This is a genomic window from Paenibacillus baimaensis (assembly GCF_025567575.1).
In genome coordinates this window covers 102,999-123,476 of sequence record NZ_JAOQIO010000077.1, presented here as the reverse complement: position 1 = coordinate 123,476, position 20,478 = coordinate 102,999, and the positions used below count along the sequence as shown (strand labels likewise).

Annotated in this window: 18 protein-coding genes and 1 riboswitch; of the genes, 3 read left to right on the top strand and 15 right to left on the bottom strand. The window is 47.0% G+C overall.

The window, feature by feature from the left end:
• From OB236_RS18385 to OB236_RS18345, 9 genes are all read right to left on the bottom strand, one after another.
• A complete protein-coding gene (locus OB236_RS18385; protein ID WP_076234056.1) occupies positions 1-837 on the bottom strand; it encodes a carbohydrate ABC transporter permease in 837 nt (278 codons plus the stop codon).
• A 77-nt stretch (positions 838-914) separates the two neighbouring features.
• A complete protein-coding gene (locus OB236_RS18380; RefSeq protein WP_262685317.1) occupies positions 915-1,871 on the bottom strand; it encodes an ABC transporter permease in 957 nt (318 codons plus the stop codon).
• A 185-nt stretch (positions 1,872-2,056) separates the two neighbouring features.
• Positions 2,057-3,862, bottom strand: coding sequence for an alpha-L-fucosidase (locus tag OB236_RS18375; RefSeq protein WP_262685316.1), 1,806 nt, complete (start codon positions 3,860-3,862; stop codon positions 2,057-2,059).
• Between the two features lie 22 nt (positions 3,863-3,884).
• A complete protein-coding gene (locus OB236_RS18370) occupies positions 3,885-5,699 on the bottom strand; it encodes a cache domain-containing sensor histidine kinase (protein WP_262685315.1) in 1,815 nt (604 codons plus the stop codon).
• Positions 5,696-6,712, bottom strand: coding sequence for a response regulator (locus OB236_RS18365; protein ID WP_262685314.1), 1,017 nt, complete (start codon positions 6,710-6,712; stop codon positions 5,696-5,698). The genes OB236_RS18370 and OB236_RS18365 overlap by 4 nt, the downstream gene beginning before the upstream one ends.
• Positions 6,713-7,014: 302 nt before the next feature.
• Positions 7,015-9,339, bottom strand: coding sequence for a glycoside hydrolase family 95 protein (locus OB236_RS18360; protein WP_262685313.1), 2,325 nt, complete (start codon positions 9,337-9,339; stop codon positions 7,015-7,017).
• A gap of 62 nt (positions 9,340-9,401) precedes the next feature.
• Positions 9,402-10,964: a type 2 periplasmic-binding domain-containing protein gene (locus tag OB236_RS18355; RefSeq protein ID WP_262685312.1), complete on the bottom strand. Its 1,563-nt coding sequence runs from the start codon at positions 10,962-10,964 to the stop codon at positions 9,402-9,404.
• Between the two features lie 212 nt (positions 10,965-11,176).
• Positions 11,177-12,844 carry a PAS domain S-box protein gene (locus tag OB236_RS18350; RefSeq protein WP_262685311.1) on the bottom strand — a complete coding sequence of 556 codons (1,668 nt, stop codon included), beginning with the start codon at positions 12,842-12,844 and terminating at the stop codon, positions 11,177-11,179.
• A gap of 119 nt (positions 12,845-12,963) precedes the next feature.
• Entirely contained in the window at positions 12,964-14,532 is a 1,569-nt protein-coding gene (locus OB236_RS18345; RefSeq protein ID WP_262685310.1) for a glycoside hydrolase family 43 protein, read from the bottom strand.
• A 221-nt stretch (positions 14,533-14,753) separates the two neighbouring features.
• Positions 14,754-14,845: riboswitch (cyclic di-GMP riboswitch) on the top strand.
• Positions 14,846-14,921: 76 nt separating this feature from the next.
• On the opposite strand from OB236_RS18345, the gene OB236_RS18340 reads away from it, so the two are divergent.
• The 3 genes from OB236_RS18340 (at position 14,922) to OB236_RS18330 (ending at position 16,361) form a co-directional block, all read left to right on the top strand.
• A complete protein-coding gene (locus tag OB236_RS18340) occupies positions 14,922-15,116 on the top strand; it encodes a hypothetical protein (protein ID WP_076233986.1) in 195 nt (64 codons plus the stop codon).
• Between the two features lie 173 nt (positions 15,117-15,289).
• Entirely contained in the window at positions 15,290-15,904 is a 615-nt protein-coding gene (locus OB236_RS18335) for a nitroreductase family protein (RefSeq protein WP_076233991.1), read from the top strand.
• A gap of 118 nt (positions 15,905-16,022) precedes the next feature.
• Positions 16,023-16,361: a 2Fe-2S iron-sulfur cluster-binding protein gene (locus OB236_RS18330; protein ID WP_262685309.1), complete on the top strand. Its 339-nt coding sequence runs from the start codon at positions 16,023-16,025 to the stop codon at positions 16,359-16,361.
• A 69-nt stretch (positions 16,362-16,430) separates the two neighbouring features.
• Here the strand turns inward: OB236_RS18330 and OB236_RS18325 are convergent, their stop codons facing one another.
• From OB236_RS18325 to OB236_RS18300, 6 genes are all read right to left on the bottom strand, one after another.
• Positions 16,431-17,108, bottom strand: a complete 678-nt coding sequence (locus OB236_RS18325) for a GntR family transcriptional regulator (RefSeq protein ID WP_076233993.1) — start codon at positions 17,106-17,108, stop codon at positions 16,431-16,433.
• Between the two features lie 147 nt (positions 17,109-17,255).
• Positions 17,256-17,552, bottom strand: a complete 297-nt coding sequence (locus OB236_RS18320; RefSeq protein WP_240418280.1) for a hypothetical protein — start codon at positions 17,550-17,552, stop codon at positions 17,256-17,258.
• Positions 17,553-17,573: 21 nt separating this feature from the next.
• Positions 17,574-18,047 carry a RidA family protein gene (locus OB236_RS18315; protein ID WP_262685308.1) on the bottom strand — a complete coding sequence of 158 codons (474 nt, stop codon included), beginning with the start codon at positions 18,045-18,047 and terminating at the stop codon, positions 17,574-17,576.
• 58 nt (positions 18,048-18,105) lie between these two features.
• Positions 18,106-18,390, bottom strand: coding sequence for a 2Fe-2S iron-sulfur cluster-binding protein (locus OB236_RS18310; protein WP_262685307.1), 285 nt, complete (start codon positions 18,388-18,390; stop codon positions 18,106-18,108).
• An 86-nt stretch (positions 18,391-18,476) separates the two neighbouring features.
• On the bottom strand, positions 18,477-18,950 hold the full coding sequence (locus OB236_RS18305; protein WP_262685306.1) for a GlcG/HbpS family heme-binding protein: 474 nt from the start codon (positions 18,948-18,950) through the stop codon (positions 18,477-18,479).
• A gap of 43 nt (positions 18,951-18,993) precedes the next feature.
• Complete coding sequence (locus OB236_RS18300) at positions 18,994-20,472, bottom strand: aldehyde dehydrogenase family protein (protein ID WP_262685305.1); 1,479 nt, start codon at positions 20,470-20,472, stop codon at positions 18,994-18,996.
• Positions 20,473-20,478: the final 6 nt, after the last annotated feature.

Below are 20,478 nucleotides of genomic sequence, written 5' to 3'. Positions count from 1 at the left end.
TTACGACTTAATCGATCCTACCATCATTCCTTTAATAAAATGCTTTTGCAGGAACGGATACACCAGCATAATCGGGATTGTCGCAATGACGATAACCGCCATTTTCAATCCTTCTGGTGACACAAATTGCATCATTTCCGAAGTAACATCCGACGCACCCATGTTGTCTGTGATCACGATCTCCCGCAGCCGTACTTGCAGAAGGATTAGTGAACGTTTGTCGATATAGTAAATTGCCTGCGAGTACATATTCCAGTTGGCGACCGCGTACATAATCCCCATCGTTGCCATAACCGGCTTGGACAAAGGAAGCACGATGCTCCAGATCATTCGGAATTCCCCACAGCCGTCCATCTTTGCCGATTCCAGCAGCTCTGTCGGTAAATTAACGAAAAAGGATCGCATAACGAACAGATTGTATGCACTAATCGCCCCAGGGATCATTAATACCCACAGCGTATTCAGCATGTTCAAATTTTTGAGCAGCAAGTAATTAGGAATTAGTGGTGCATGAAAAATCATCGTGATGAGCACGATAACAAGTGCCATTTTTCTATAAATGTACTCTGGACGAGACAACGGGTAAGCCAGGCTTGCTGTTGCTGCCAGATTGATTAATGTACCGAATACGGTAACAATGACGCTGTTGCGGAAAGCTAACCAGATTGAAGGATCCTTTACAATCATATGGTAGTTCTCCAATGTGAAGCCTATTGGCCATAGTCCAACGTCCCCGCTGTTGATCGCTACGGCATTACTGAACGACTGCGCAATCACATGTAGAATCGGTAGTACCATGGCGAGCCCGATCACAAACAGCATGATGTTGTTGAACATCTGGAACGCACGCTGCCCTTTTGTCAGAATCACGCCTCTCACCCCTTTGACCGAAGATATGTTAGTTAAATAATTAGTTAGTACAGGCCGTCTCCGGTCGCTTTTTTACTTAGTGTGTTACCCAGTACGATGAGCACGAGACCAATTACGGATTTGAATAAACCAATCGCCGTTGTGTAGCTGTACTGACGATCTATCAAGCCTGCTCGATACACATACGTGTCCAGAATCTCTCCATTCTCGCTGTTAAGCGAGTTAATAAAGACGAACACACGCTCAAAGCCAAAATCCATAAATCTGCCCATATGCAGCAGGAACAAAATCATGATCGTAGGCAGAATGGATGGAATTGTTATTGACATCACCTGGCGGAACCTGCCTGCGCCGTCGAGCTCAGCCGCTTCATACAAGTCAGGATTAATACCGGCAATCGCTGCCAAATAAATAATCGTTCCCCAGCCGCTATCCTTCCAAACACCCGATCCTATCAAAATACTGCGAATGTAGCTATTTTCACCCAGGAAGTAAATCGGTTCAATGTTGAATATCCCCAGAATATGATTCACGATTCCTGTTGTCGGGGATAGAAGACCAATCAGAATGCCTCCAACGATAACCCAGGAAAGAAAATGCGGCATGTAAATAACCGTTTGCAGCACCCGCTTATAACCATTAATGCGAATTTCGTTCAGCAGGACGGCCAGTATAATCGGGATCGGAAACGCAAAGACAAGATCGTACAAGCCAATTAACAGCGTGTTTTTTAAGATGATCAGAAATTCGTCATAAGCAAACATCCGCTCAAAATGGGCCAGTCCGACCCATGGACTGTTGGTGATTCCTTTGAAAATGTTGTAGTCTTGAAAAGCGATCGTCGAGCCCAACAGCGGTACATACTTAAAGAGGATAAAATACACAAGTCCTGGTATCGAAATTACATACAAGGGCCAATGCTTAACAACAAACGCGCGCTTCGCCTTTTTCGAAGCGAACGTGTATAGGGTTTGTCCGGAAGTATCCGTTTTTGAAGCCATATGATCTCTCCTTTCTCTTGAAGCGGGGGTAATGTTGTTTGATGCATTTATCATACTATGGCTATGAATACCCAACCATGGAGTAACTTAAAGCGCACATGTGTTTTTTTACGATCGACTTCAGTAGATACACGAAAAAAGCCAGATTATCCCAACTTGCGGATGCTCTGACTTATCCTGTTTGTTTATCCACGTTCCAAAACGATCTTTTTCAAGCATATGAATGCTCCGTTTGGCAAACTCAAGGCCTTAAGCCTTAGCACATAATCACCCGCCTCGGGAAGGCTTAGATGGCCTACAGGGAAGGCTGCGAATTCGTACCCGTCTCCGGTAGCCTTCACCGTCTGAGTTATTCGTGATACCGTTTCACCTGAACGCTTCGAGATCACTGAAAGCTCATAGGAACCCCCGTCCACGTCTGCTGCTGCCCCGTATTCCAGAACAGCTTGCAGGCGATCAGGTCCGTTAGCACGGAAGGTCCAGGATGCCTCGTCCTCCAGACTGGTCCAGTTGATCAGATTATCGTGGTCCTTCTTCCCTGTATCATAGCGTACTGTGGGTCCCTCAATATCGGCATCAAACGCGCCGAAGTTGTTCGGATAATCGGCCGTATACAGCAAACGTACCGGATTGGTATCACACTCGCCCGTGAATTCTATTGCCAATACCGGAATCGTCGATGCTGTCGCGCTGATCGGCACCTCGATCACGATATCCTCTTCACTTATGCGAGTGACAGGCAGAGCTGAACGGTCTTTGTCAGCGAGCGCGTAAGCTTTGAGCACTGGATTACGCAGACCCGGAACCAGCAGCTTCCCATTGGTTGGCCATTCGAAGATATGAAGGTAGAGAATGCCATCCTTTATCGTGCATCTGCCCCAAGGCGGCTTACCGATCGGGCTTTGACGAGTGCCATGCACAGCTTCGCCGTTCGTTTGCATCCAATGACCGATCTGCTCCAGCAGCTCGACAGACTTGGGATCAAACGCTCCATTCCCCATCGGTCCAACATTGATCACAAAATTGCCGTTTAAGCTGAGCACATCTATCATTTGCCGCAATACGACATCTGCCGTTTTCCAATTATGATCGGCAACTTTATACCCCCAGGAATCGTTCAGCGTAGCAATCGATTCCCAATCCTTGCGTGGAACTCTCACATGCGGTTGGTTATCCGACGTATTGCCGTAGTCTCCATAGGGGTCCATCCAAACCCGCCGATTGATAAGGCAATCCGGTTGTACCTCGCGCACCTGCTTGACGAAAGCGGCTCCCTGCTCAGCCGTTAGCTTATGGCCACAATCGAACCAGAGCAGTCCGACAGGACCATACTTCTCCAGCAGTTCCTTAACCTGAGGCAGCGCCGAAGTGTGCAAATAATGCTCGTAGCGAGTTCGCTTATCCTCATCGTTGATCCAGGAGGCTACATCATCATAAGCGCCAATATTATGAGGGTAATCCCATGTATTCCCCTGTGAATCCGGATGATGCCAATCCATGGAGTGTGAATAGTAGATGCACAGCTTAATCCCCTCTTCGCGGCAGGCATCCGCCAGCTCACGGAGCGGGTCACGGGCAAAAGGCGTTTTCTTCACAATATTGTAATCCGATACGTCCGAGTCATACATCGCAAAGCCTTCATGATGCTTGGCTGTAAAAATCAAATACTCCAACCCGGCCAGCTTGGCTGCTCGGACCCATTCCTTCGCATCAAAGTGTTCGGCGTGAAACTCCGTCGCGATTTGCTCATATTCACTTACCGGAATACGTGCCCTGAGCATCAAATGCTCGGCATAAGAAGCGGGAACTTCCTTACCTTTCCAGACTCCTGCCGGAAGTGAGTACAAGCCCCAATGAATAAACAGCCCGACTCTTGCCTCCCGCCACCAGGCCATTCTGGCGTCATGGTCTGCATCTATGGCTTCCAATTGCTCGATATTCAGTTGCTCAGACCCTTCGGCATTATCCATTAAATCCTCTTGTTTCGCCATTGCATGTTCTCCTCTTTTCCACTTATTTACCAGGTTTGCTTGCAGGCATAATCATGAGCAGCTTCGTCCCCTGATCAACCTCACTCTCGATTTTCAAGCCATATTGTTCACCGAACACCATTTGAATTCGGCGATGAACATTCACTATGCCAATCCCGCCAATACCTTGGGATGAGCCCTCTTCATTATCAGCAAGCCGATTGGCACCCAGCTTCTCCCGCACCTCGGCAAGGCGCTCTTCCTTAATACCAGCCCCATTGTCCTCCACACTGAGCCAGAATATATCATCATCTTCTCCGGCATCGATCCGAATATAATGATAATCCTCCACACCATCGGGGAACGCGTGCTGAAACGCATTTTCCACAAGAGGCTGCAGTGTGAGCCGCACCATACTGCGTAGTAAATAGTCCGGATGAATCGCCACATCCACCTCAAATTCACGACCGATTCGATGCCTGAGCACCATTAGAAAATACAGCACATGCTTTAATTCATTAGCAACCGTAATTTCCTCCAGATTGGTTTGCACCGAATAACGCAGCATATAGGCGAGCGCCTTAACAATTTCGGATATTTCCTTGGAGTCTCTGATCACCGCATAACAAACAATCGTTTCCAGCGTATTGTACAAAAAGTGCGGATTGATCTGCAGCTGCAAAGACTGCAGCTCGGCTTTCTGCCGCTCCATCCGACTCTCCCGGTCGCTAAGCTCGGCTTGATATACCTTGTCCACCAGCTCCGAGAGCCGGTTGACCATCAAATTGTAGCGACTCATCAGCTCCACAATTTCGTCACGGTGCTCAGGGAGCGGGATGGTCACCCAGTTCCCTTTCTCCGTCTGGCGCATGGCTGCCTTCAGAGTGCGTATAGGCCCCGTGATCGATTTTCCGAAGCGAAAAGCCAACCACAAAGCAATCCCCAGCGTAAAGCAGCCAACGACTATAGTTGTGGTGCGAATCGTATCTGTCGGCTTACGCAGCTCTTCTACGGACATGGAAACGACCAGCCGCCAATTCCCATAATTGGAACGGCGGCTCATGAACATTTGTGCTTGATTATCAATAACAGCCGTAAATGCCTTATCACCCGCATGGAAAACCTCGTCCCTTATTTCAACGGGCAGCTCCGTACCAATTCGGTTTTTATCGGGGTGGTAGACGTACTTCCCTTTATCATCGGCAATGAAAAAATACCCATGGCTTCCCAGATCAATCCCCTTCCACAGCTCGGAAAGCTCAGCCGCGCGCAATTCGATCGCAAGAATACCTTTGGGCTCCGTAGCGGTAAGGCCGCGTATACGCCGAACAAGCGTGAGCATCAGATTTTTCTGATCCGACAAAATACTGTGATTCAGCACACTCAAGCTGCCTTCCTCGGTATTTTGTTTAAAAAACTCAAGCTGCTGCTTGACTTGCTCACTGTCAAACGATTCACCACTCGAATCGTTATAAAAATACATCGCATTATCATGAAAGCTGATCATAAAAATATTGGCAATTTCCGGGTTGCGAATAAACACCGGCTCGATCAACAGCTCTTTGATCAGCTTGCGAATTTCATAGTAAGGAAAGCCCTTTTCTCCTGTAGGAAGATCGATAAAGCGCTTCACGTCATTGCTGTTGAGCAGCGACACCATCGAACGCTCGTAAGTGCGAATATACAAATCGGTATGATGTACCGCATTGCCGACCACCTGGGATAATTGATTCTCCACCAGTTGATCCAGCTCATTGGAGGAGGTCCGGTAAGTAAAGACCCCTACACTGGTTAAGGAGATGAGAATGACGATCAGGTACGATAGAAACAGCTTCTGGTACAAGTTGAAATTTTTCATTTGATTCCCAACAGACTGCGGTATTCCGAAGGCGAAACACCGGAAATTTTCTTGAACGTTTTCGTAAAATGAGGATAATCCTCATATCCGACCTCCGCGGCGACATCGACCGTACGCATATGGGGGATCGATAGCAGCTCGCGTGCCTTTTCCATTCTTTTATGAATCCGGTAGCTGACGAACGTTTCACCGCTTACTTTTTTGAACAGCGAGCTAAAATAGGTTGGCGTAATGCCCACCATGTCGGCCACTTCTTTTAAGGAGATTTCCACAGACAAATGATTATCGATATAAGCCTTCGCTTCCTCCATCGGATCCTTGTAATTGCCGCGACGCGCAGTCAGCAGATCGTTCATAACCACTTGCAGGCGTCCTTCGAATTCAAGAAATAAATCTGCTTTGGACGTTGCCGCATAATCAGACAATAAATTGGAGCCCAACGGGCGGTTTTTCTCTTGAAAATATTTGTGCAGCAACACAGCCACATCATGCAGTTGTTCCTTCAGCTGTTGCGCAGACAAATGCGAGCAGTGCTCTCTCCACTCTACCATCAGTCTTGCGATTTCATCCTCCTGCAGAGACCAGATGCTTTGCTCGACCCGTTCGATCCAATCCACATAGCGGGAAACGACCATATAGCCCTGTGTGCGGCTTTTCATAATCACATCGAATACTTCATGTAAATCAGGAGGTGTAACCGGTTTTAACAAATAATGCTTAACACCGTAGGACAAACATTTTTGTGCATAATCAAAATCACTGTACCCCGATACGACTACTTTCAGGATATGCGGGTATGCTTCGTTCACCTGCCGGCACAGCTCCAAGCCGTCCATTTTGGGCATGCGGATATCGGTAAGCAGCAGATCTGGCTCTGAGCAAGCGATGCGTTGCAGCGCATGTTGACCATTGTCCGCTGTTTCTATTTGGGCGAACTTGTGTGTGTAAATCTGAGCCATTTTCACCAGTCCGCTGCGAATGATAGGTTCATCGTCCACAATTAGCAATCTCATCCTGTAAGCCTCCACCTTTCATGCTTATGAATTCGTAAAAACTCCATTCGAGTTTACTACGTATAGACGACAGGTACAATAGAGCCCCAGCTGACATGACCTCAGCATACTGCAACCCAAAGACACAAGCTATGGAGAAACTTGCATCTGTTTTGTGTTTTTTTACGATGCCAATCCGACTAACCTACAATAACTTCCATTATTTACTTCCCTTAAAAGCTTGCTTCGCAAAACTAGCGTGGTAAGCATCTGCTACGTTTTGCGAAGCAAAACTGACTTTCATCCGACAGCTGTCAGCTGCCTTACATCGGCAGCACGCAATATACAGCCCCAGCTTCACAAGCAAATTCGGCAATCCCATCTTCCAGCACGTAAGGGACATCCGTGCCGTCCTCACGACAGATCAAGCTGGGCTGTTTCATTCGAATGCGACATGAGCCGGATCGACCCGCTCGGATGACCGCATGCTGGACTCGTCCTTCCTGCCAGCGAATATCGATGCCGAAGACTCCTCTTGCCCGCAGGCCTGTTATTTCGCCCTCCGGCCAAGCCGCAGGTAGTGCAGGCAGCAACTCAAGAACATTGCCATGCGATTGAAGCAGCAGCTCCGCAATCCCGGCAGTTCCGCCAAAATTTCCGTCGATTTGAAATGGCGGGTGACAATCAAACAAGTTCGGGTACGTAGAAGTCGCCAGCAGCTTGGAAATGTGATCATAAGCACTGTCACCGTCACCTAACCGCGCCCAGAAGTTGATGATCCAGGCACGGCTCCAGCCTGTATGCCCACCACCGCTTGCCAAGCGTCTTTCAAGCGTCCTTCTAGCTCCCTCAGCAAGCTGCGGTGTTCGATGCTTGTCGATCATTTCACCCGGATGCAAAGCAAACAGTTGTGAAATATGCCGATGCCCGGGTTCGGCCTCGTCGTAATCCTCAAGCCATTCCATAATTTGGCCGTGTTTGCCGATTTGCGGACGGGGCAGCCTGGCGATTGCCTCTTCCAGTTGAAGACGGAACACTGCGTCACTATCGCTAGTTACCTTCCCTGCTTCCATACATGCGGTAAACAAGGTATACACCAGTTGCATGTCCATCGCTGGACCCATACATAGATTCCCCTGCACACCGCTCGGTAAAATAAATTTATTTTCCGGCGAAATGGACGGTCCTGTAATCAACCGCCCCTGTGCATCCTCAACCATATAGTCAAGCAGGAATTCTGCCGCTTCCTTCATGACAGGATAAGCCTGTTCAGCAAGGAATACCTCATCCAGCCCATAACGGTAATGTTCCCACAGGTGCAGCGAAAGCCAGGCGGCTCCAAGCGGCCATATAGAGGAAGAGACGAGAATACCCTCAAGCCGTGTTTCCCCCCACAGGTTGGTGTTATGATGAGCGACGAATCCGCGGCAGCCATAAAGCTCCTTGGCAGTCTTTCTCCCGTTTGGTCGCATTCGCTCGATCAGATCGAAGAGCGGCTGATGACATTCAGGCAAACCACAAACCTCAGCAGGCCAATAATTCATTTCCGTATTAATATTAATCGTGTATTTCGATTCCCACGGCGGGCTGTAGCTGTCGTTCCAAATTCCTTGCAAATTGGCAGCCAGACTGTCCGGGCGCGAGCAGGATATGAGCAAATAACGGCCATATTGGAAAAAGATCTCGATAAGTCCTTGATCGGCACCACCTTGCTTGACTCGTTCAAGCCTGCTATCCGTTGGCAGCAGCAGCGTCTGCTCTTGCTCCGCATCCAGCTCTTCGCCAGTCAATCGGATCGATACACGGTTAAACTTGTCAGCGTATTCGGTAATATGCCCGCGTTTTAATTCTTCATAACCTTTGGCAGCCGCGGCATCCAGCCGCTGCAAACAAATATCCTCCGGATTCGCTGATCGAAAGGTTGATTCGACCGCAATGAGCAGCGTCACAGCGTCAGCCTGCTCAATCGATACGAAATCACCGATGGTTTTTACGCTTCCTCCCTCCGGTATCGCCTTAACCACACAAGAGAAAGCAATACCATCCTTCCCGCATTCGCCCTGCATCACAACTGTATCATCACCAAACGCATGGCTCCCTGCATCATAAGGACGCCTCATCAGATTAGCGCTGAAAGTGAGCCCCCGCGGGAGCTCACTTTCCAGTCGCACAACGATAACCTGATCAACTGCACTGCTGAAATATTCCCGCCTGTAATGAGCACCGTCCATGCTGTAGCTCACCTGTACAATAGCTGTTTCCAAATCCAGCTCACGGATATATCCTTCTGTAGGCCGATTATGATCCAGAAACCACAGACACAAATCTCCAGCAGGTACATACGGATGATAATACTTGGGCCCCGACATTAGCGCCATTCGGCTCAAATGCTCCGCATCCTGCTGCCTGCCATCCATGAGCATCTCGCGAATTTCCGGAAGGTAGGCTTGGGCATCGGAATTATCCGCATCCTTCGGTCCGCCGTACCAGATCGTATCCTCATTAAGCTGGATTTTTTCGTTAGCCGTTGTCCCGAAAATCATGCCACCCAATCGTCCATTACCGATTGGCAGCGCCTCTGTCCAGGTTTTTGCCGCTTTATCGTACCATAGCTTTAACTGGCTTCCTGTATGGCCGCTTACTTCCATTGCTTATCCCTCCTTCGTTTCTCCGAATCGTCTCCATGACCAAAGCCATCCCCTTGCCTGTATTAGCCTCTATTCTCCGCAGTGATCACACCATTTTTCTTTTTATAGCGCTCTGTAGCTTCTTTCAAAATCTCATTGCCGCCCTTGCTCTTATATTCTTCAACAACTTTTGGCCAATCCGAGATCGGCTCCTTGCCATAAATCATCTTAACCATATGATCAATAATTAATTTCGGACCTGTATCGTCACCCAGAGGAGCGACATCCGGATAACGCGAGTACGTTTCAAGCGATGGAACAAACCGCAGGGAACCTAAACCTTCCTTGGAAATCACGGTATCCATGTACTTCATCATGTCACGACCGTCCTGCGTCAGCTCTTCTCTGGCTTTATTATAGATCGTATCATGCACGAACCAGAACATGCTGCGGAATCCATCCTCATCAATGGCCTCAGGTGTGGTCGGCTGCTTGAAATTAATTTTGCCGTTATCCATCGTATACGTTTCGCCTTCGATCCCAAATGAAAAATACTTTTCTGCTTCAGGCGTCGTCATCCATTCAAAGAATTTAACGATTTCAATCGCCTTCTCCTTGGAAACCTTATTGTTGATATAGTAGGAGGTATTGATGCTCGAATAGAGCACATGCCCACCACGATTTTCCGGTCCACGAGGTGAAGGGATAATTTCGATCTTCGCTTCCGGCACTGCAGATGCTGCCTTGTTGCGATAGTTGGTTAAACCTTGGGCATTGGCCGACCACATACCAACTTTGCCTGCTTCGATATTTTTACCGTATTCAGTCGAGCTGATTGAAGCAAAGTCTTTAGGAATGAGACCTTCATCAAACATCGTTTTGTAAGCTTGCAGCGCTTTCGTCATATTCTCCACATCAAAAAACTTGGGTACTACCTGCTCGCCCTGCACTTCGAATTGTGACGGAAGCACGTCATAGGCTCCTAGAATAGTATCTGCATACTTGAAGTTTTCCCGCAATTGATAAGGGTTTTCCACGCCTGCCTTTTTCATCGCCCTCATGACATTCAAAAAGTCATCGACCGTTTTCGGTGCTGGCAGCCCGGTTTTGGCTAGCAGATCAGCCCGTATGAACAGCCCTCTTCGCGAAGGATTGGATAACCAGGATGGAATACCATAAATTTTTCCATTGAAGCTTGTTTCCTGCCACGCTTCCTTTGGTACCGCTTTCATTATAGTTGGAGCATACTGCTTTAACAAATCGTCAAGAGGCATGAAAATACCAGCTTCAATCGAACCGGACATTCCCTTTGTTGTAGCGCCCCCAACATTTTGCACCACATCAGGAATATCGTTGGAAGCAAACATCAGCGACATCTTTTGATCAAAATCCTTCAGGGGAATCATTCGAATATCGATATCGACTTTGGCAAGCTCTTCAAGCTTGTTGACCCATTTTTCCTTATTAATATCACCTGATTTTTCAGCATATTTATTACCGCTTGTCGCCATCGACATCGAAAATTTCGGCTTCTCATTAGTTTTTGCAGCATTTCCAGACTTCGGATTTGCCTGATCTGTACTACAGCCTGCAACTGCACTGACTGCCATGATGCCAACCAATGTTGTACCAAGCATTTTTTTCATTCTATCCATCCCATTCCTTATGTTATTAACCAATGTGTTTGGCTTCCCCATCTTACCCTTCCTGCACGGGTTACGATATGTGTTTTTTTACAGTCGTGTTGTGTTTTGTTTTTAAAGTTTGCCCTTACCCACAGTTGAATAACCTAAAAAAAATAAAAGAGGCATCCGCTTTTAGGCGAATACCTGCACAATCACATTCTTACATACTCGGCTTATTCATAGGCTACCACTCTGTTTCTTCCACCCTGCTTGGCCATATAGAGCGATTTATCGGTGTACTCAATCAACATGCTGCTCGAGAGCTGTGCCGAAGGAATCAAGGTTGCTGTGCCAATACTGATCGTAACCAAATCACTTACCTTGGATGTAAGATGAGGAATCTGTAATTCCTCAACCCATTGCTTGATTCTCTCCGCTACCTTGTGAGCCCCGAACTTATCTGTATTTGTTAAAATCACAGAAAACTCCTCGCCGCCATAACGCGCCGCGAAATCATTAGGCCGTTTCAACGCTCTTTTTATGGTATGAGCAACCTGCTGCAGACAAGCGTCGCCTCCTTGATGCCCATACGTATCGTTGTACGATTTAAAAAAATCAATATCACACAGCAGCAGCGATATCGGCTGACCATACCGGGCCGCGACTCCCCATTCTCGCTCCAGCGTCTCATCAAAGCAGCGTCGGTTGGCGATACCGGTTAATCCGTCTGTCATCGAGAGCCTCATCAGTAATTCGTTCACCTCTTGCATCTTGAGCTCAGATGACTTGCGTTCCGTAATATCTCTGGAAACGGCTATAATTTCACTGACCTTTCCTCTTTTATCGAGGATCGTTTGGCAGGTGGATTCAAACCAAATATAGGCCCCGTCTTTTCTGCGGATGCGAAAGCTAAAGGTATTGATCTGCTGGGTGTTCATAATAGCATTATAGATGGAGATGATTTGCGGATAGTCGTCCGGATGAAGCAGCGAGTCCCCCCAGGCTCCAATCAGCTCTTCAGGCTGGAAACCTAGCAGGGTGCTGCAAACGGGAGAGACGTACGTGCATTTGCCTTTCGGAGTATGGCGGGTGATCATGTCTGTCGAGTAATCCGCAAGCATTCGGAACCATTCTTCACTGCCCTTTAATTTCTCCTCGGTTAATTTGCGCTTCGTCACATCCTGAAAATAAATGGACAACCCTTCCTTAGTCGGATAAATATGAGTTTCGAGCCACTTTTCATCCGTTTCCTCAGTGGCTGGTATATATTCCTCAAACTGAACCTTGATTTTCTGTTCGAAGGATTTCCGATAATAGCTGCCGTATTCCGTCATCTCCAGCTTCGGAACTTCATCCCACAGAACTTTCCCCTTCAACTCTTCGTTTTTTTTGCCCAGATGCTTCTCGGCCTCTTGATTCATATAAACAAAACGCCAATCCGCATCCAACGAATAAAAAGCGTCCGAGATATGGTCCAGAATACTTCTATTCGTATCGTTCAAATCACTGATTTCTTTTTCGGCGAGCTTCATCTTGGAAATATCAACAATTTGCGAAATAAAATATTTGGGTGTCCCATCCTGATTATGAACAAGCGATACGCTCAGCAGTGCCCACACCGTATGACCTTGTTTATGAATATATCTTTTTTCAATCTGGTAGCTAGTAATCTTGCCATCCAGCGTCGCTTGAAGGTAATTCAGATCAATTTGCAAATCGTCAGGGTACGTAATATTCTGAAAGCTGGTAGCTTCAAATTCTTGTTCCGTATAGCCAAGCAGCTTGCATAGTGAAGGATTCACGTTAAGCCATTTTCCATCCAGATCAACCAACGCAATACCTATAGGGGCATACTTGAAAGCATTAAGGAACAAATCATTCTCATGATGTATATTCTGCAATGGGTATCGCCCCGCGATTCGTTGGATTTAAGAAAAAAGGTTATCAATCGAACTAAAACTATTAACTATAACATAACAGATTTTCGCCAAATAATCTAAGTAAAATCCTATACATTTTCTTAAAGTGATTCCATCACAAACGAGTTGAAATCGGCATAACCCCGACTGGATGCAGTTTTCTTATTGATTGCAAATATTCCCACCTTTGCACCTACCCAACGTCCCTCTGTTGCTTGGAAGGATGATCCTATTGGTTGAAAATGTTGAAAATGATGTCCGTCTCCACTATAGCTAAAACGGCATTCTGCATCATGAATAACATCAACTTTCATATAAATCACTTCACCAGGAAACTCTATGACCGCTTGCTCCTGTTCTGTGCCTGTATCTCCTCTACCCTCGCCCTGGATAAGGACAAGCTGATTGGTTCCATTCATGGATCGGGTCAGAGACAAATAACAATAGCTGAAGCCGAATACGATCAAACCTGCCATATCGCCTGCTTGCTGTGGGTGAAAGCTCAATGTCGTAGTTGCACTGAAGGTTGGAGCCGGAAGCTTTTGCATCAGTAGCTGTGGTGCATCGTACAAGGTCTCCATAGTGTCAGGAAGTGGCATACACTTCAATCGAAGGCTTCCCGGTGCATCGGTTAAGGAATACCAGGCTGTTATCGGGTTGGCCTGCCATTGCCATTGCAATCCCAGCTGGCCCTCCTTGAAATCATCCGAGGTTTGTGGCACAGCTATCGGGTATTCACCACCAACATCAGGCTTCCGGTAGCGCAGCACAGGTTCGCCAATGCCATCACCATTGGTATCGACCCCCATCTGCGGCCAGTCCTCAACCCACTTCATCGGTTGTAGATGAACGATCCGTCCATATGCGGCACGGTCCTGAAAATGGAAGAACCAGGATTCTCCCGACTCCAACTCTACCCACGCCCCCTGATGCGGACCGTTAACCGTTGAGTCTCCTTGGTGCAGCACTATTTGATCCTCATAAGGTCCCCAAATGTGCTTCGATCTGAGCACCGTTTGCCAGCCAGTCGATACGCCCCCTGCAGGAGCAAATATATAATAGTAGCCATTGCGCTTGTGCATCTTGGGGCCTTCCATCACAGGGTGATGCTCGGTTCCGTCAAACACGATCACGCCGTCATCCAGCAGCTGTTTACCGTCCGTGGACATGCGGCATATATTAAGCTTGCTTTTGATGCCACAGCGGCTGTGTGCAAAAGCATGCACCAGATAGGCCTGGCCGTCCTCATCCCAGAATGGGCATGGATCAATCCAGCCCTTAACCTCTTTAATCATATGTAAAGGCGACCAGCTGCCAAATGGATCCTCTGCTGTACTCATAAATATACCTTCATCCGGGGTACTGACGAATACCCAAAACTTATTGTCGTGGAAGCGGATGCTGGGTGCCCAAATACCTTTGCCATGCTGCGGAATCTCGTATCCCGGAAGATCGACCTTCGCAATTACATGATTGACTATCGTCCAATTCACCATATCCTTGGAATGCAATATAGGAAGTCCCGGTGTGTGAGCAAAGCTGGAAGCGACCATAAAAAAATCATCTTGAACCCGAATCACATCCAGGTCGGAATAATCCGCGTACAGCACCGGGTTTTGATATGTGCCATCGCCCATGTCAGCTGCCCAAACATCACTTTGCCTTAACATATTTATTAATCCCCCTAATTAATTTGTAGCTTACAGTATAGTATAATTCCGTCCTAATTTCTAATTTTTGTTTGTTCTTATTTGTCATTATTACCATTAAAATCATCTTTGCTGTTCATAGTTATATATACCTAATCGAATCGATAATAGGTCTATAATACTATGTGTTGACTGTTCCACGATTACCTGATATTCTGAATATAACATCATAATTCGACAAGCACTGATAATGGCAAACTTATTGAAAAATAAGGACGCAAAGTTATGGGTCTAAGGCTCCACATGAAGGAGCTATGATTGCCAGACCGCCAAAGGGTCAACCAAACCCTCATTATATGGCTATATGGTTGGGTTTTTTTGTTGTCCTACAAACTACAAGAGGTGATCCTATGTTCGTGTTAAAAAACGACAGCAATTCCTTCCAAGAGATGACAATGGATTTAAGAGAATATGTCGGCTACGCAACCTCCAAAGATATCATCAATGAGATGAAACAGATGGAATTTGATAAAATCCTCCTTTTTAAGCAGTCCTTAGAGGAAATTCTGAATATAATCGGTTCGCAGCAAGAGATTGTTCATTAGTCAGCCCTAACAGCCAAATCCCCCTCTGAGCAAGAGAGGATTTGGCTGTTTTTGTGCATATCGCTAACGGACAATGAACCTTTTTCTTGTCATACATTTGTTTGCATTGCGGACTTTTTGTAAGTATGATATATTTAATAAGCTAATTCCGACGAAAAAGGTGGTAATTATTCATGAGTGATCAGCGTACTGTATTCGAACAAGCAACAGAGGAAGTTCAAGCACACCGCAAGCCCGAATATCCCGTCACACCTTTATTTTTAAACCGCTGGTCTCCACGTGCATACTCAGATCAACCCGTTTCTGAACAAGATTTAAATACCGTATTGGAAGCAGCTCATTGGGCACCTTCTTCTTTCAATGACCAGCCTTGGCGTTTCTTTGTTGCCAAAACTGATGAGCAGCTCGCTGTGTTCCATGACTTTCTAGTTGAGTTCAATCGTTCATGGGCATCCAAGGCCCCTGTTCTTATCCTGGTAGCCTCCGATACAAAAAGAGGGAATGGCGATCCTAACGGCGCTCACGCCTTCGATAGCGGTGCAGCCTGGGGCTCACTCGCTTTGCAAGCCAAGCTGCTTGGATTAGTCACTCATGCTATCGGCGGCTTTGTTAGAGATCAAGCACGCACGGCATTGAATATTCCAGACACATGGGAACTTCATGCTGTTGTCGCACTTGGCTATCAAGGTGATAAGCTTACACTTGCTGAAGGTTTGCGGGAGCGCGAATTGCCAAATACACGTCGTCCTCTGAACGAAGTTGTTATTGAAGGAAAGCTCAACGTTTAATATATCTAATTCAACAAAAGGAGACCACACTGTCTCCTTTTTCTTTTTGCACATTTGGTATACCATAAACCAAAATTGTGTGATAAAATATAATCATACTTAGAAGGAGGGATACCTTATGCCATCTATTCATTTCCTAACATCAGGTAAAACCATTGAAGTACAACCGGATGCCAATTTGTTAAGAACCTCCATTCGATACGAGGGCTCAGTCCCCTTTAAATGCGGTGGCGGCTTATGCGGAACCTGTCGTGTGCGAATTGTAGATGGACAGGAGAATCTCAGTAAAGTCATGAAAAAAGAGCTCGATCGTTTAGGCAATGAATCCATTGATCAAGGATACCGCCTCGCTTGCCAAACATTTATCGCGGGGGATGTTACAATAGCCTGGGATGTAGCAGATCTCGAACGCAGAAACAAAATAGCGCAAAGACGAATCGCCAACTCCACTCAATAAGAAAAACCAAACAAACCTAAGAGCAGCAAGGTCATTTGGACCCTGCTGCTCTTGTTTGTCTTGCTCTATTTACTCTCTTTCCAGTGCTTCCATATACGCTTTTTTGGAATTTTCCAGATGGATTTTGGTCAAGCTTTCGGCAAGCTCTCCCTCACCGTTATACACGGCCTTAGCTAAATCCCTATGCTCATCCATAGCTTTACGCAGCCGACCCGGAAGCTCATAGCCCAAATGAACAAAGGCCCGGATATAATCGGACAACCCGTCGAGCATTTGCGTTAATCTCGGACTTTGCGCTGCACGACAGATGACATCATTGATTTTAAAATGGAACTTCCAATCCACTTGATCAAAATTCGATTTCGTCAGTGCTTGATCAATCTCTTCAATAATAACTCTCAATTCTTCACGATGGGAAGGCTCCGCCTTTTGCGCTGCCATCTTCATGGCCAGGCTTTCCAGCGCCGCCAATATCGTGAAAATTTCAATAATTTCTTCCGGGGAAAGCTTGGACACGACGACCCCCTTACGCGGCAGCGTTTTGACAAAGCCTTGAGATTCGAGTCGAAATAAAGCTTCACGAATCGGCGTACGGCTTACGTTCAATTGATCCGCCAGCTCACGTTCAATAATGCGTTCCCCTGATTTATATATGCCCTGGACTATGGCTTGTTTGACATATTGGTAAACCTTATCCCGTATGGGGCTTAACTCTTCATCTTTCCATATGACTGGCGTGTCTGGCATCTGGTATACCTCCATGTGGTTATTTCCTTAAGTTTAATCGATATACGGTTATAATTCCAACATTCAATTTACATCGCAAAAAAAAGCAACAAAGGGCAGGCTCATCATCTCCTGCACACCTTCATTGCTTTTACCGTATCGTCATGCTTATACCTTGAGAATTTTGCTTTCCTCATCCTGATCCAGCTCATAAATTTCCTTTTCGATCTCGGCGGTCGTTTCGAACTTAGGAAATACCTTTAACGGAATGCTGTTATCGGCAAACACCTCGGACACACCTTGAATGACAATTCTCGCATCCTGACTTTTGATCCGGCATATCGAGAAGGTCGTCTTCTTTTTTCCAAAAAAATAGTATTCGTAGTCGGCGACCTTCTCCAGATTCGGATTGTCAGTTACCGTACGGTAACGTTCTGTGGTGGACACCAAAATAAATTCACTCATTGTCATTACCTCCGCTTATCATCATTCATAACGAACAATCAGTTCCACTTCAACAGCAGCACCACCAGGTAACGAGGCGACCCCTATTGCCGAGCGTGCATGAACACCTGCGCTGCCGAACACCTCGACCAATAAGTCAGAAGCGCCATTCAACACGTAAGGAAGCTCGTGGAAATCTGAACCTACATTCAGGAAGCCTTCCAGCTTCACAATACTGACGATTCGGTCCAAATCTCCGAGTGCCGAACGCAGCGTGCCCAGTTGGTTAATGATACATTGACGGGCTGCCTGATAGCCTTCTTCCTTCGTTAAATCCTGACCGATTTTACCTTTATATTTCAGCACGCCATTTGCTTTGGGGGTGACACCGCTCAAGTAGATCAATGGAGACACCATCGTATACGGTACATAATTGCCACTTGGCTTGGGAGCGGCTTCCAATACAATGTTCAGTTCTACCAGCTTCGCTTCGATTCGTCCGTTAGGCTGCAGCAAGCACTAGACCTCCTCAGGCTGTTGTTAATGTTGCAACGCAAGCCAGCTTATAATGAGCTCATTCCTGAGTAATTTCCACATCTTCGTGAATATACAACTGACAGCAAAGTCGAAAGCCTTCCTCCAGCTTGCCGTTCAGCATTTTCTTTTCCTTCCAGTTCGGTTCAGGAAGGCCTTCTCCCCCAGCTAGAACCTTGACCGTGCATTTGGTGCACTTCCCCATTCCGCAGCCATATTTCAGATAAGGAAATTTTTTGATTCCGGCTAAAACAACCAGATTGCTGTTCACACTGACTTCCTGTTGATACACTTGATCGTTGTGATGTAATTTCACAATGGGCATAGAAGCACCTCCATCTGCAGCTGAATCCAGGCCAAAGCTGTTGTCACTTCTTGCCAGCTCAAGGGCGCTTCTGGCCTCACTGCCGTTTATTTCTTGATATCTGCTACGGTAATCACATCATATTCATTGCCCAAATAGCTCTGCAGCGCCTTCAGTGCCGCCACACCCACAGCCGTATCCTGCTCTCCATTGCCACCACTAATACCCACGCCGCCCACTACCTCGCCATTCACTACAATCGGGAAGCCCCCAACAAAAATAGCGAATTTGCCAGGAAGCATCGCATGAATGCCGAATGCTTCCCCTGTAGTCGTTGCCGGTCCACCAGGTTGATTAAATAAATGGGTTGAACGCTTATGTCCACTTGCAGTAAAAGCTTTGGCAATTGCGATTTCCGGACCGGTAATTCTGCCGCCGTTCATCCGCTCTAACGCAACGACGTACCCGCCATCATCAACAATACAGATCGTTTCCAGAGCTTTGGCATCGACCGCAGCCTGCTTGGCCGCTTCCATCATCACTTTCGCTTCTTCGAGTTCCAGCTTCAACACGGATTTCATCCAATTCCTCCATACGCGTCTGTCTTTGAATGCGTTCTACGTTTTACTCGATACTATGAGTGCCATTATAGATCGTTTTTTCCTGCAGGTAGAAATCTACCGCGGAACGTCCTGCCTCCCGGTAGGTGGCCGTACTGGACATTTTCATCCCGCCAAATGGCGCGTTATAGGCTACGCCTGTTGTCGGTCGGTTAATCTTCACAACGCCAGCCTCGATATGCTGAGTAAAGTATTGAGCACGGTTCGGATCGGTTGTGCAGATTGCCGCAGATAACCCAAATTCGATGTCATTGGCAACCTCAATGGCTTCTTTGAAGCTTTGTACACGAATAACTGATATAACGGGTCCGAATATTTCCTCCTGAGCAATTCTCATCTTCGGTGTCACATTAGTGAATATCGCCGGTTTTACAAAATAGCCGTTTGCATATTCGCCATCGCTCAGATGCTCACCACCATACACCAGCTCGGCTCCTTCTGACTTACCGATATTTACGTAATCCAATACATTGTCCAATTGACTTTTATTGGCCAGAGGTCCGATTTCAATCCCTTTGTTCATTCCATTTCCTATGGTCAGCGATGCCGTCTTGGCAATCAATTTGTCTACAAACAGTTCATGCACAGCATCCATCACAATAACCCTGCTGGTACCCGTACAAGCCTGACCAGTCAATTCGAAGCCGCCTTTGATAGCCAATTCAACCGCTTGATCAAGGTCAGCATCCTCGAGGACGACAAGCGGGTTTTTCCCACCCAGCTCCAGCTGTACACGCGTCGATAAACGAACCGATTGATTGATTTTCTCACCGGCACCCGTGGAGCCTGTAAAGGTTACCGCTTTGACTGCTGGATGTGTAACCAATGGTTTCCCCGTTTGCGAAGCCGAACCGGTTATGAAATTAAGTACGCCTGCCGGCAAGCCTGCATCATGAAGCACCTCAACGAGACGAAAAGCAATGAGCGGCGTGTCGGAGGCTGGTTTGAACACTACGGTGTTGCCAGTGACCAGGGCCGGGGCGATCTTGCGTACGGGAATCGAAATGGGAAAGTTCCACGGCGTGATCACAGTGACAACACCCAAAGGTTCTTTTCTTGTATACACAAAAGTTGTTGGATCATCTGAAGGCAGCGTACTTCCGGCTACATTCAAACCCTCTGAAGCGTAATAGCGCAAGGTCTGGGCGGAGCGTTTCACTTCCATCCGACTGCTGGCCAACGTCTTGCCTTCCTCACGAGTCAGCTCCTCCGCGTACAGCTCCAGATTCTTTTCCAGCAAATCCGCTGCTTGATACAAAATTTCCGCCCGTTTGCTTGGAGCCGTGTAACGCCAGGTCTGGAAAGCGCGTGCTGCAGCTTCCATCGCTTGCAGTACATCCTCCTCACCAGAGGCTTGAAACCGTCCAACAATATCTGTGACCTGAGCCGGATTCGTACTGATGAAGGTGTCTCCGCTTATCGAGTCCACCCATTGTCCATCAATTAAGTTTTTGAAGGTTTGTACTGCCGTTTCAATCGCCATAACAAT

Bases quoted from the DNA above. Each gene is read 5' to 3' on its own strand.
- OB236_RS18385 (WP_076234056.1), bottom strand. From the start codon at position 837: ATGTTCAACAACATCATGCTGTTTGTGATCGGGCTCGCCATGGTACTA.
- OB236_RS18380 (WP_262685317.1), bottom strand. From the start codon at position 1,871: ATGGCTTCAAAAACGGATACTTCCGGACAAACCCTATACACGTTCGCT.
- OB236_RS18375 (WP_262685316.1), bottom strand. From the start codon at position 3,862: ATGGCGAAACAAGAGGATTTAATGGATAATGCCGAAGGGTCTGAGCAA.
- OB236_RS18370 (WP_262685315.1), bottom strand. From the start codon at position 5,699: ATGAAAAATTTCAACTTGTACCAGAAGCTGTTTCTATCGTACCTGATC.
- OB236_RS18365 (WP_262685314.1), bottom strand. From the start codon at position 6,712: ATGAGATTGCTAATTGTGGACGATGAACCTATCATTCGCAGCGGACTG.
- OB236_RS18360 (WP_262685313.1), bottom strand. From the start codon at position 9,339: ATGGAAGTAAGCGGCCATACAGGAAGCCAGTTAAAGCTATGGTACGAT.
- OB236_RS18355 (WP_262685312.1), bottom strand. From the start codon at position 10,964: ATGAAAAAAATGCTTGGTACAACATTGGTTGGCATCATGGCAGTCAGT.
- OB236_RS18345 (WP_262685310.1), bottom strand. From the start codon at position 14,532: ATGTTAAGGCAAAGTGATGTTTGGGCAGCTGACATGGGCGATGGCACA.
- OB236_RS18340 (WP_076233986.1), top strand. From the start codon at position 14,922: ATGTTCGTGTTAAAAAACGACAGCAATTCCTTCCAAGAGATGACAATG.
- OB236_RS18335 (WP_076233991.1), top strand. From the start codon at position 15,290: ATGAGTGATCAGCGTACTGTATTCGAACAAGCAACAGAGGAAGTTCAA.
- OB236_RS18330 (WP_262685309.1), top strand. From the start codon at position 16,023: ATGCCATCTATTCATTTCCTAACATCAGGTAAAACCATTGAAGTACAA.
- OB236_RS18325 (WP_076233993.1), bottom strand. From the start codon at position 17,108: ATGCCAGACACGCCAGTCATATGGAAAGATGAAGAGTTAAGCCCCATA.
- OB236_RS18320 (WP_240418280.1), bottom strand. From the start codon at position 17,552: ATGAGTGAATTTATTTTGGTGTCCACCACAGAACGTTACCGTACGGTA.
- OB236_RS18310 (WP_262685307.1), bottom strand. From the start codon at position 18,390: ATGCCCATTGTGAAATTACATCACAACGATCAAGTGTATCAACAGGAA.
- OB236_RS18305 (WP_262685306.1), bottom strand. From the start codon at position 18,950: ATGAAATCCGTGTTGAAGCTGGAACTCGAAGAAGCGAAAGTGATGATG.
- OB236_RS18300 (WP_262685305.1), bottom strand. From the start codon at position 20,472: ATGGCGATTGAAACGGCAGTACAAACCTTCAAAAACTTAATTGATGGA.